The organism is Arthrobacter sp. TE12232, assembly GCF_054062615.1.
The window spans coordinates 4356390-4369095 of record NZ_JBSSFK010000001.1 but is presented as its reverse complement, the minus strand read 5'-3'; the positions used below and the strand labels follow the sequence as shown (position 1 = coordinate 4369095).

The window sequence follows — 12706 nt, the reverse complement described above, 5'->3', positions numbered from 1 at the left end:
CTTATGACCGATAACAGTACACGGTTGACAAAATCCGTCAACCGTGTACTGTGATCGCGGCCAAGTCATGGCTTACAGCCTCGTCACATCCCAGAAGCGTGAGGTCCGAAGCCTCGAGCCTACAGCCAAGGCCGATACCATCCGGGCCCTGGAAGAGATCGGCGCCGATGCCCCCTCACTGCCCACGGTCTTCCGGTGCCTACAGCGCTGCAACAAACAGGACTACCGCGGCACCCTGACCAAGGCCTGCCTGGCTCCGGGATCAAGGGCCGGCCGCAGGCCGTCGCGCAGCGATCGCAGTTGCGACCCTACAGGCCGGAGTGGCGGCCACGGTAACCTGCGCGGCGCGTGGCCAACGACCGTTGACAACAATAGGAGCATCAATGTCCACACCCCAATTTCATCGCTCAAAGAGCCGATTACATCAGCGCCGCATCCTGCCTCGAAGGGATACGGCTCTGGCTTGTTCTGACAAGTTCTCCGCAGCGACATGTCCGCGACGTCTCAAATGCGGCTGATCACGCCGGCATTGAAGGTTTCCGCCTCGGGTTCGCGTCCAACCGACGGGCCTCTGTTGAGTTCGTCAGGCTTCAGCTATCCGCATTGTTCAGAACCGCCGGAACGTGCCGATTTAGTGGCCCCCGCGGACTCTGGCATGCTTGCCTTGATCAAGCCGACGTAAGGACGAAGAACCAGATGACCGCAACCACTAACGTCGCTGAGATTTTCTGTGACGAGTCCGGTCACGACGGCGAGAACCTTATGGGAGGCACCACACCCGTCCTAGCGCACAGCAGCCTTCACATGAATCTTGCCGAGGCAACTGATCTGGTCGTATATCTCCGGAAGAGAACGAAGGCTCAAAGTTCGGAGTTGAAGGCGTCAGATATACTGCGTAACGGCCCGGCAATCGATGAGCTGTTCGGGGCGCAGGGGAAGCTTGTCGGTCATGTCCAAGTCTACGTTGTCGAGAAGGCCAGCCTTGCTGCTGGGAAGATGGTTGACCTGCTCATCGAAGAGAAGGCCTATGCAGAAGGACATGATTTCTACGATGGCACTGCCAGGCGGCTAGTCACGGCTCTGTACGAGCTCGGCCCGGACGGCCTCGGGCAAGAACAGTGGCTCAGCCTGGTTTCCGCGTTTACCTCGCTCATGCGAGAAAAGCAGCGGAAGGGCGACAAGGAGACCATCGACGGCTTTTTCGAGAAGGTCGAGCAAGCCCGTTCAACCGCGACGCACTCGAAGCTGAAGCTCATCCTTAACCTGTTGTCCGATACTAGGCAGCAGGCGGAAGAATTTCAGGCGGACGTAGCCAAAGGCGACCTCACAAAAAACCTAGACCCGCTCCAAACTTCCTTAATGGAGCTGGCTTATGACTGGAGCCATAGGCTCAAGCGACCGATCAGGATCATGCACGATGCTCAAAACGGCCTCACGGAAAAAGTGATGAAGGCGGTCATGACGGCAGCGACCAAGAAGATGCCTGCTGAGTTCAACCTGCCGGACAGGCGCTGCAGTCTCGTCGGAATCACGCACATCGACTCAAAGTCAGACCCGCGCATCCAGCTGGCCGACATCGCTGCTGGATTTACTCGCCAGGTCGCAGAGAGCGCGCTGCAGGGCAGTGCGGACAGAGAACGGTTGACCCAGATCCAGCGGTTAGTGCACATCAATTCAATCTGGGGCGACAACCAATCGTGGGAGCAAATCCGGCCCCGCGACTAGCCACTTAGTCAGTGACCTTGGGTAAGGCAGCAGCCGCAAGAGCATAACCCAAGGCGTCTTCTTTGGGTCGGCTGTGGCAGTCTATTGCAATGGGGCAGACAACAAAGGAACGGGTATCTGACGTAAGCATGTCGGGTATCCTGCACGCGATACCCGACTTGATTCAGTCACAGGGCATCCTCCCCCTTGGTCGCTACAGAACCACATGTGGCCACACTGCCCCGGCTCTCGTCGGAGGTCGAGGAGCTGATCTTCGACTGAGGCCACTGATACAACAATGAACGACCACACAGTTCTCTCGGCAACATACAGCCTGGGGAGTACGAGGCCGGCTATTACGATGAAACCAACCTCCCATCAACCGGTGGGAGCCGCTCACAAAAACAGCGACATGAAGACCCGGGACGGTTCAAAGCACACGCGGATTGAGGGGGCAGGTCAGGGTCTTCCCGGGAGGTGACATAGGAGCTTCCATCCTCGGAGGCTTTCGACCCTCACCCCGGCACCGACGCGCCGACCACCCCACCCACGCTTCATGAGAAAGAGCCTGTTGATAGGAGGCCAGAATGCTCGATTCGGCTCGTCAAAGTGCTTTCGAGATCCTATTTGGGCACGAACCTCCAACCAGCACGGACACGGAGCAGGATGCATCCGACGCCTTGCGCCGAAGCGCTGAGCTACTTGCGCGGGAGTTCGATGCCGTCCGCGAATCACCGCCGGTCCGGGGAGAGTCGGCGGCGGAGACCGGCTCGAGCGGTGACCGAATCCGGGCGGCGGCGCACGTTGCGTTAACGGAGCCCGAGCCGTTGCTGCGGGTTGTTATGCAGGGAAAAACCATGGCGGGCAAGAGCACTCTGCTTGAAGCCCTGAGCTGCGGCGACGGGCGGCGTCGGGGTGAGGGCGCACAGCGGACCAGCCGGGACGTAGAGGAACGCGAACTCACGGAGCTCCCAGGAGTAGTGCTGGTCGACGTACCCGGAGTAGGCGCTGCAGACGGCGAGGATGATCGCGAGAAGGCGTTAGCGCAAATCAGTAGGGCCGACGTCGTGCTCTGGGTTGCGACAAACGAGGCGCCGAAAAATGACACCGCCGATGCACTGCGGCGCATCGCGATGTTGGGCAAACCGGTCATCGTCGCGATCAACTGCCGGCAGAGTCTCGACACGCCGCAGCACCGTGACCGATTTCTTGCGAACCCCGATGCCCTCTTCGCCCAGGCCGGTGAACTCGCCGCGTCAGTCGAGCGTCATCTCAAAGGCGAGGGAAACTCGAGCATTGCCTGGAATGCGTTGCACGCGGACGCTGCATTTCGGGCGATGAGCGGCGGACCTGATGCGGAAGCGCTGCGTCGCTCGAGCGGGATTGACCAGCTTCTGAGCCATCTGGGCGCGCAGCTGGAGGCTTCACCGCAACGTCGCTTCATCCGAAAGGTAGATGCTATCCGCGCCCAGGTCGTCGACGAACTGGCCCGACTCGAGGTGGCGCGAATATTCTATGGGGCTGAGATCGAACGGCGCATCGGTAAGCATGAGGCCCGCAGGGATCGCTTGACGAGAGTACTGGCGGCCCACCAAGAGTCGGTGCAGGCGCAAGTCCGAACCGCCCTCGAACAGCGGCGCCACTGGTACAACACTGTCGACCTGGAGAAGGACGTCGAATTGCTCTGGGATAGCGAAAGGCTCACGCTCCACCAAGAACTGTTGAAGATTCTTGAAGAGTCCGGATGCCAGCTCGCGAATGACCTCAGGGCCGAAGACGCGGAAGTCAGTGCCGATTGGGCGGGAGAGTCGTTTCAGAACCAGCTCACGACGAAGCCGTTGCAGCTCGCAGGGATGGGAAGCGTCTGGGCAAACTGGGGGGCTAAGGCTCTCATTATCGGAACCGGAGTCGCACTTGCCATCCCGACCGGTGGTCAGTCGATGGGGTTGACGTTGCTCCTCTTGGCTAGCTCCACGGTCTTCTCAACTCAGTCGAAGAGGCTTCTGAGGGTTGTGGACCGAAAGCTCCCCAACGCAGCGGAACGAGTTCGGCGGCGGCGCAAAGAACTCGCCCGCACAACTCACGAGGTTCTCGACGAGCTGCTCGCCATCGGGCTCGGCACTGTTGCGGAGCACAAGACCCACATTGAAAAGCATCTTCGGCGCTCACTCGCAGAAGATGAGGAATACATCTGCGAGCTTCAGGGACTACACTCCCAGTGGTCTAACGCCGCTGAACGGGTTCTCGATCAACTAGCCCGGTTCGATCTCATGACGGCCAAGGGCGTCCTTCGTATCGTAGGGCGCCGTCGCGCAGCAGGAGCGGTGGTGCGCGCTTCGAGGTCTCCGCGGCTCGCCATACTTGTTGAAGTTGACGAGCGTTCTTACAGCGAGCTAACACTCTTCCCGCCTTGCACAGTGGAAGCAGTCGTGCCGACACGTGGGGGTGTATCGGTTTCGGCCAGTACCCAGGCGATACTGGCTGCACCCGGGCTCGGACTCGTGTTTGGCAAAGCGAGCGAAGGCTCTGTTGTGCTAATCCAGCCTGAACGCTCAGGCGACGAGGAACTCGAAAAAATGGCTGAACTGCTCACCAGGTTCAGCAGGATCGACGTCAGCGTCGTCGCTGACGGGACGCATGCAAGGCACTACAAGGAGAGTCAATGACCAAGATCCTCATCCATGAGATCCCGGCGGCATCGCATGACCTTGTGATTCGCCTCCGTGCTGTCCTTGGTGAAATCGGCGGAGATGAAGCGGAGCGACTCGCAGGGCGCCTGGACCAGCTTGATCGGCGGAAACCTCGACTTGTGTTGACGGGGCAGTTCAGTAGCGGCAAGTCGACGCTCATCAACGCGCTCACTGACAATCCCTCGATGGCAGAGACAGGTGCCGACGTCACCACAGATCGGGTCACCGAGTACGAGTGGGGACGCGAAGTTCTCGTCGTTGATACTCCCGGCGTCCAATCTGGCCTCCGTGAGCACGATGAGCTTGCGGAAGACGCGATCGCTGGCTCGGACTTGGTGCTGTTCGTGATGACACCAGACCTGCTCGACGACGCAGGCGAGGCTCACCTTCGCGACGTCGCGATCAAGTTCGCGAAATTCGACCAGATGCTCGTTGTCGTTACTATGAAGAACACGATGAGTGCGGACCCCTTGGTGCGCCAGGATGCGGTCGATCGCGCACTCGGCGACGGCCGCAGACTGACGGTTGTCGAGTGCGATGCTGGCGACTACCTCCTTGGAGGTCAGTTCGTCGCAATCTCCGGTGTCGACGAGTTGAGATCTGCGATCAACGTTCTGACAGAGGCATCGGGGCAACTCGCGGTCGATAGGCAGCCCCTCCAGCTGGTGGCTTCGACTGCAGCCGAAGCAGCAGCACTCGTGATCCCGGACCCGCAGGTTAGTGCTCTCCTTCGTCTGCTCGCCTTGCGAAGGAAGGCACTGACGAATCGGTCCGCACGCATAGAGATCGGCCTGAGCGACCTTCGCCAACAGTTCGTCGCACGAGCTGGCAAAGCGGCGGACGAGTTCGCTGACAAACTCGACGAACTCGACGAAGCCGACCTGTCAGGCTCCCATCGGGACACGGAGTTCGACGTCGGCCAGGCCCGCCTTGAGGCTGCGCTCGCTGAGCTGGATGAGTGGTTTGGCACTGCTACCGAGGCAGCGCTGGACGCCCAGTTCGAGGATCTGCAGTCGGAGGTCGCAGAGATAGAACGGAGCCCGCAGGCGAAAGAGGTTGGCGAGTTCACCAGGCCGGTCGTGGAGCTTGGGGAACCTCGACGAATGAGACTTCCGGATCTGATTCGACCAAAGAGCAGGAATCTACCCCTGGGTGGGAAGTTGCCCAACTTTGTCGAGAAGATCCCCGACTGGTCGGCGAAGTTTGTCAACCATTGGGGAGCCGGCCAAGGCAAGGCGCTTTCAGATTCGTCAGGGACGCCTGGACATTTGGCAGTTAAGGGACTTGCCGGAAAGCTCGGTATCAAGTTGGGGCCGTGGCAGGCAGTCAAAACCGCCGATAAAGTGGGCCGCGTCGCGAAGCACGCTGCCAAAGTCGGAACGATCATTGCGATCGTCGACAGCGGTAGGGAAGTGTTCGACGAGATCGCGCAGTTGCAGGCCGAGCGAAAACGGCAGGCTCGACGTCGAACGACGGTAAATGGAATCGCATCTGAGGCGCAAAAAATCGCAAACGACTTGCACTCGTACGTTCGAGCGCAGATTCAAGCTGAGTTCCGGCCCTTCATCCTTGCAATCGACGAACTTCGCCAGCAGGTGCTCGACGCACAAGGGAACCGTGCGGCGGCCTCTCTCGACCTGGAGAGGATTGCCAGTGAGGCGCGGCGAATCCTTGAAGACTCGAGCCCGCATCTAATGGTCGAGGGCCGCACCTAACACCCACTCTCTGCCAGCCGGTCAGCGCTTCACCCGCTCCGTCTTGCGAGCCGTCGCGGTGGCCTGTGAACCGTCCCGGCCGCATCGTCAGAGGACACGACCTCTCCAATGCAGGCATGCCCTGTACCGTCGGCAAACCAGATGCTGGAGCGGCCTGGTGCCGTCGTCGGGGCTGATGCAGACAACTCCACCATGAGCGTTTCGTCAGGGCCGCGAAACACACGACGGATTTGCAGATCTTCCCTCCTCAGCGTCTTGGGCACTACAATTTGCCGGGCAAAATAGGCCGCCGCGAGGAGGGCGGCAATGCCACAACTTTTGGCAACAGCTGTAGCGGCCCTACGCATCGGCGTCGTCATCGGAAGCTTTCAGGCGTTCGTCGATGGCTTTGCGTAATCGCTGTAGTGTCTCCGGAGAAATCCCCTGAAGTTGTCTTGCAGCGAAGTTTCTCACGCGGTTTTCCCGCAGTGTGCGGACTAGTTCGAATTGTGCGTCCACCAAGTCGGGAACCTCGCCGTCGTCGTCCAAGAGGGACCCGGGGTCAACACTGAAGAATTCGGCGAGGTTCTTCAAAAGCTGGGGGTCCGTCGCCATGGAACTGTCACTGGCACGCATGTAGGCCCAGCGGGAGCGAGACAATGGCGTTCCGCGGTCTGACATGTGCTTGCTTATCTGCGGATAGGTCACGGGCGCTGAACCCTGGGCCTCAAAAAGATCCAGGAGGAGATTTAACTTCCGCGCGAGTTTCGCCTGCGGCTGTTCGGGGATCCCAGCGTCGCTGTCGGTCACGGAGTCGTGTCCCCTTTCCATGACAACAATCCTGGCCGTCGATGTCCGGATCCTTCAAACCGGCCTCCGAGATGCTGCTCCGCTTCTCTGAGTACATTCAAATCATCCTGACTCAGTAATTGGGCAAGGTGGAGGTCCACGAACAGTGCGTCCTGGATTTCCACCAACATCCGATGCAGTCGGCGTCTGGGGGCATCGTGGCGATCGATCGCAATTTGAGCCAAATCCAGTCGGATCTCGGATCGCTCAGACGTGATTCGGTCCCAGGCCCAACCAGTCGTTCGACAACGACAGCTGCGGCCCGGGCATCAGACCTACGCTGTAGCCGACGTGCGACGGGCGGAGGCCAGACCCACGCAGAGGAATACCATGGCGCCCACTTCGGCGGGGTCGTAGACGTAGGAGAGGCGCGTCATTGCCTCGAGCTCACCCATGAGATGAAGAACGTCCATCCCCAGCACCGCAAGGACCAACGCCACCCGAGGCCGATGAACACGAAGGCGACGCCAAAGTACGGCTTTGCCATCTCGCCACGGAACCTGAACCAAGTAAAGCCGGTGATGGCCACCACCGCGCCGATGTAGAGGAACGGAACACTCGAATATACGGCCGCCGGCAACTGGCTTCGGTGGCAATGACCGCAACCGAATATGACTCCGGCAAAACGCTCCGTGATTTCGGGGACACTTAGCGGAATGCCTCGACACCTCCGGCCAATCGCTGGCGTTCGTTGACAAACGGATCGGGGCCTCCCCGCGAGCAATCCAGCTGCGCGTGCGCAGGGCTGGCGTAATACCCTCGCTGGCCCCGTCGTTGTCCTCATTCCTCACTGATCCGAAGATTTCCATCACGGCGCTCAGAAGCCCGACACTACGCCAGACACCGCCCCGCGATACCAACCTCCTCACGAGTCCTCGCCAAGGTGCATGTCACTCGAAAACGGGCTCTTCATCAACTCAATTCTCGTCACGCATGAGCCCCCAGCACACTCATGCAGAACAGTTCACAGCCCGATCGCCACGAGCTCCCTAACGAACATTGCGCACTTCTGGATTCGGTCCTCCGTGTCGATGAACTCCCCATCACGATCTGCCTGCGCCACATTTAGGAAGGCAGCGTCAGTTACTCCATGCTTCTCGCACACCAGCTGAAACGCCTTTGCATGCTGCTCATCGAGTGGCGGGTCAAGTTCGAAGCCAGCATTGACACAGCGGATGCCCGTACCGCTTGCCGCGAGCCGTAGCCAGCGAGGGTCAGACTCGTGGCCGGAGAACCATAGAGGACGGGCGGCATCGCCGATAGCGCTCTCTCGCCATATCGTCAGGAGGTACGGATCGCGGTAGAGAGCCCCACCCATAAGGGAGTTGGTGCGGAGCATACACATGGAGTAGCCCCACCGACCAGACTCTGGCAGGTGTTCCCCGTAGTAGACGCCGGTTTCACCGCCACGCATATCTGCGTAGGCCACTAGGTAGTAACGCCAGTCAAAGTGCTCCGACCTGCGTTGCAGGTCGCAGAACTCTTCAGCAACTGCATCCAGGGACGCCCCAGCGTCCGCCTCGCACCAAGAAACATCGTCTAGGAGCGCCGCCAGCGCAGAAGAAAGTTCACCGTTTTTCTCTCGCCCATGATGCGTGAATACCTCGCGCCAGCGAAGCTCCTGCCCCTCGTCGGCAGTGCCGTACTGATAGGCACGCCGGGCGATTCGATACCCATAATCACCCTTGGCCAATAGAGCCGCGGTCAGTCGGGGCCAACACTCCTTCATAGTGATCGAAGTGAATGCGGCTGCACGTCTCGCCAGCGTGCCCGCATCTAAATCGAATGCGAAAACCCGGCCGCGCAATAGCGGATGGTCCTCGAGCTGATAAAGGTCCTGCTTCTGGTCTGGCTGCGCCGCAAGGAAGTCCCGTTTCAGTTGCTCGTCACTGACGCGGTCTGCGTTGAAGCCCTTGAGACCCTCGATGGCACCTTCACGGATAAGGCGTTCAACGCCGTCGATGAGATCGACCATGCGGTTGTCACGAATCTCATCTGATCGATCCGTGAGGTTTCGGAGTATCCGAAGCCGACCCTGCACGTCATCAGTTGCGAACTGTCGATGGACGAGGACAGCGAACAAGAGCAGTGTCTCGGACAGCGAGAAAAGACGAGCTTTTCCGTTCATCTGTCCATATCGGCGGCAGCACACTTGAAACAGATTGACGTTTCGGGTGTCGAACAGGGTTACTCGATCTGTGTCTACGAATCCGGTAGTAGTGGCACTCCTGAAGTGCCTCGCGAAAACAGTATCGATGTCCGTCGAATCCCAAGTGTCGAAGGCATGGAACAAGAAGTCCAGGTTGCGCTGCGCGTTCGGATTCTGACGCCGGAAGACACGTTCCGCTCGTTCGAGCAATCTGCCTCCGAAGCCACCGCCGTCTCGCCATTCGCAGACCTCGATGACGAATTCGAGGTAGCGTAGGAACTCGTCATCGACTATGTGGTCACCGCCGTGGTATGGCCATAACACGTCAGACCATGCGCCATCAAACTTATGGACAATCTCGTTGAATCGCTCCGAAGTCAAGGCCTCGGCGAGGATTCGCTCGAATCGAGCCTTAAAGTTCTCAAACTCGGTGAGTGGCTTCCCTCGTGAGTTCATTTTGATGTATAGCTCTTCGCCGGACGGCATGTCATCGATCGGAAGGAAGTGGAAGGATATCGCGGGGCTCGCGTTATCCGTAAGTCGAACCCACGCCGCGTCAAAGTCGATGCCGTTGGCGGAGAGCCGCTCGTGGATCGCGTCGAGCATCACGAGCATCGACTGGACACTCGGATCGTGACGCCACGCGAAGAGATACCACGCCTGGTTCGTTATCCAGGCCGAGGGGATACCGAAGTCGACGGACGGAAAGTGCTCTGGCTTCGCAAGCTGGCGACAGAAGAGTTCGGCAGTCGGACGTGTCGCGTAGGCAAATTCCAGCCACTGGCCTGTTTCAATCAGCCGCCCGGAACGCGCGGCGACGTACCAGTGGACAAGAAATAGCGTTGTCAGCCGCTGCTGCCCATCAAGTGGACGAAGTGTGCCGTTCTCGATCTCGCCGTAAACGAAGTCAAGGTCGACATGGTCACCACCCCTGATAGCGGTGACGAGCACGTCCAAAAAGTCACGACGGATCACCTGCACAGCCGCGTTCTCGCGCCCCTGGGCATAGTCTCGCTGGATGAGCGGGATCTCGACACGCTTGACGCTCGGCATCCCGTCGACCCGCGGCCCGAACATGCTGACAAATGAAGTCTTGAAGCCCCTCAAGCGAGCACCTCCGCTGGCATAAGATACGGTCTCACCGCTGACTCAATAGCCTTCAAGTAGGCACTGCGATCGGCGGCGCCCCAGTAGTGAATCTGCTGCGCGTTCGAATCGGTGTAGTACTTGAGGAAAACGTTACGGCTGCAAGCGGGGATATATGAGCCATCCTTGTCGCGCTGGATCATCTCGCGGCGCTTGACTTCGAAGGTCGAGTTGCTGAGTGCGCTGTTGTCACGGCTCGCCAAAAGAGCCAGGTTAGCGATCGAATGGACACTGTCGTCGGCGCCCCAGCTGGAGTCGGACAACGCGGTTTCCACCCGAGCTTTGATCGTGTCGAACCGGGTCCCAATGCCAAACGTCCTAGCGTCGGCGATGGCCGCAAGAATCTCGTCTATCTCCGACGTGATCTCATCCCTGAGTGTGTGCTCCAAGTGGTGCACGCCTACGAGCGCATCTCGATGGAGCTGTAGCCATTCCCGCCAAAGTTTCTCGTCTCGCTTCATCTCCTTCGCATTCTGCGCGTGTATATGTTCCAGCGACCATGCGCCGCGAGCGTGAGCACGGAACGAGTAACGCTCCGAAGTATCAATCCGACGGCGCACAGTCTCCACGTTCATGAGCAGGAGCACCTCAGTGCACTTTCCGCTCTTCGTCTCGTAGTCAAGGTCGGCCACTTCAGCGCTGGTCAGCTTGAGCCGCATACGAATTCGAGCGTCAAGCGCGTCGTGGAGCTCACGTTTCGTCAGCCCCGACGCAATCTCCACAAGCTCCGTGAACGAATCATCGAGCGCGACCAAGTAACCAACTTTGTGGAAGAGATCTCGGTCCTCATACCAGCCGATGATCAGCGAGTGGAGACCGACGACTTCGTCCCAGAAGACCTGCGCGTCCTCCTCGATCCACGTACGGAGCTTTTCGAAGGTGTGGTACCGGGGGCGGTGTCGACCTTCTAGCCGTCCGCCTCTCCGATCGGCAAGGGTATCTAGCAGCAACCCAATGTGCGTCGCTTCATCCTCGTGCTTGCCAGTGATGAAGGACCAAACCTCAGGGACACGGAGTTCACGTTCGAAAGCATCCCATTGCGCGGCAATCTGCTCGCTCTTGTCAGCAAACCCTGGACGCTCGCGGCTCTTCGCGAGGACGAGTGCCTTGACCAGTTCCGCGTCGGTGAGCGGAATGCGGCCAACGTTCAGTCTCGTGAAGAGAGCGATCGAATCGATGTCGGGCGAAGCCACGTACCAGATGACCTTAACGGTCTCGAACAAGTAGCCGTAAAGCTTATTCGCGGCCCACTGCTTCCGGTGGCCATGGGCGTCAAACCATTTTCGGATGTGCTCATAGGCACCGTAGATGTGGTGGAAATCGATGTTCGCATTGCGCTGTTCCTCATCGGGCGATTGAAGGAACACCTGACTACCTGCTCGAGTCTCATACTCTAGCGTGAAGCCAGCGCCCGCGTTCTGAAGGCCGGCATCCTGCATGACCAGGAATATCAGGTACAGGGTAGTAAAGCGCTGTTGCCCGTCGATGAGCTCCCAGCGACCATCCCGCCTTGACTTCACGACAACCGGCTGGAGATAGTACGGCCCCCCTTCGCTCGTCCAGATGTCATCGAGAAGTCGCTCGACTTCTTCCTTGCCCCAGCGGTAGCCGCGCTGATACGCAGGAACATAGAACGCACCAGTGATATCGCCGACGATTTTCGGCTCGAGAACCGTTTCATTGCTTCTGCTCACGGTGCACCGTCAGTCGATCTGTTGGGGCAATTGACCATCTAACGACTCTCCTCTACGCCCAGGTGGACTCTTGTCCATGCCTCAGCGTACCGGCGCCGACCGACACGCAGAGCCAGGCCGCCCATCCGCCAATGAATCAAGATCTTGCGGGAATCAAGGATCAGATACGTGAGCACCCGAGCCCGCGAAACACGAGGAGAGATTTACGCAAGAGTATTCAATAGGCAAGAGCCGGAACCGCATGCCAAACAGAAGGGACGGCCTCATTGACCGCACCTTCGTCTGGGTCTTCAGTGGGTGCATTAACCGACCGCCGGCTCCAATAAAATGATTCCTTCACCACTCCAACCGCCCCGAGGAAACGTCCGCGACATGACTCATGAGGAACCAGGTCTCTTCGACCTGCCGGAGGCAGCACCCATATCTCCGGTCATCGAAGACACTCCGATCACGCCCGAACAGATCGCGAGCATCCGCAACGCCTTTGACAGCGCGGGAATCGCCGACATGGCCGAACGCCAGGAGATCATTCAGAGCTGCGTGATCCGCAAGATCTCGAACATCAGGGAACTGCATTCACGCGACGTGCGCCAAGTGCTGGCGCGAATCGAACGATGGGGTCACAAGTCCGAAGCCCCCTCCGGCTCAGCCTGGGACAACCGAGAAGAAGACACCTGGATCGACAAGCTCTAGACTCCGCCGGACCGAAGCCCAGAACTCGCCGGTCACAGAGCGTGCCATGACCCGAAACTCCCACCGCAACGTTGGTAATGTAGACCA

Annotated in this window: 8 protein-coding genes; 4 read left to right on the top strand and 4 right to left on the bottom strand. The window is 59.2% G+C overall.

The window, feature by feature from the left end; genetic code table 11:
- Positions 1-696: 696 nt before the first annotated feature.
- The 3 genes from ACVWZ7_RS19520 (at position 697) to ACVWZ7_RS19510 (ending at position 6109) form a co-directional block, all read left to right on the top strand.
- Positions 697-1725, top strand: coding sequence for a DUF3800 domain-containing protein (locus ACVWZ7_RS19520; RefSeq protein ID WP_456508802.1), 1029 nt, complete (start codon positions 697-699; stop codon positions 1723-1725).
- Between the two features lie 566 nt (positions 1726-2291).
- A complete protein-coding gene (locus ACVWZ7_RS19515; RefSeq protein WP_456508801.1) occupies positions 2292-4370 on the top strand; it encodes a GTPase in 2079 nt (692 codons plus the stop codon).
- Positions 4367-6109 carry a GTPase gene (locus ACVWZ7_RS19510; protein ID WP_456508800.1) on the top strand — a complete coding sequence of 581 codons (1743 nt, stop codon included), beginning with the start codon at positions 4367-4369 and terminating at the stop codon, positions 6107-6109. Before ACVWZ7_RS19515 ends, ACVWZ7_RS19510 begins: the two co-directional genes overlap by 4 nt.
- Positions 6110-6448: 339 nt before the next feature.
- On the opposite strand, the gene ACVWZ7_RS19505 is transcribed toward ACVWZ7_RS19510, so the two are convergent.
- The 4 genes from ACVWZ7_RS19505 to ACVWZ7_RS19490 all read right to left on the bottom strand — a co-directional run bounded on the left by ACVWZ7_RS19505 (position 6449) and on the right by ACVWZ7_RS19490 (position 11926).
- Positions 6449-6898 carry a hypothetical protein gene (locus ACVWZ7_RS19505; protein WP_456508799.1) on the bottom strand — a complete coding sequence of 150 codons (450 nt, stop codon included), beginning with the start codon at positions 6896-6898 and terminating at the stop codon, positions 6449-6451.
- A gap of 314 nt (positions 6899-7212) precedes the next feature.
- The gene (locus ACVWZ7_RS19500) at positions 7213-7350 is read right to left on the bottom strand and encodes a hypothetical protein (RefSeq protein ID WP_456508798.1); all 138 of its coding nucleotides are present in this window, start codon (positions 7348-7350) and stop codon (positions 7213-7215) included.
- Positions 7351-7901: 551 nt separating this feature from the next.
- Positions 7902-10193, bottom strand: a complete 2292-nt coding sequence (locus tag ACVWZ7_RS19495; protein ID WP_456508797.1) for a GmrSD restriction endonuclease domain-containing protein — start codon at positions 10191-10193, stop codon at positions 7902-7904.
- On the bottom strand, positions 10190-11926 hold the full coding sequence (locus ACVWZ7_RS19490; RefSeq protein ID WP_456508796.1) for a DUF262 domain-containing protein: 1737 nt from the start codon (positions 11924-11926) through the stop codon (positions 10190-10192). Before ACVWZ7_RS19490 ends, ACVWZ7_RS19495 begins: the two co-directional genes overlap by 4 nt.
- A gap of 372 nt (positions 11927-12298) precedes the next feature.
- Between ACVWZ7_RS19490 and ACVWZ7_RS19485 the strand changes: the two genes are divergently transcribed.
- Positions 12299-12619 (top strand): hypothetical protein, encoded by a 321-nt coding sequence (locus tag ACVWZ7_RS19485; RefSeq protein WP_456508795.1) that lies wholly within the window; start codon positions 12299-12301, stop codon positions 12617-12619.
- The last annotated feature ends 87 nt before the right edge of the window (positions 12620-12706 follow it).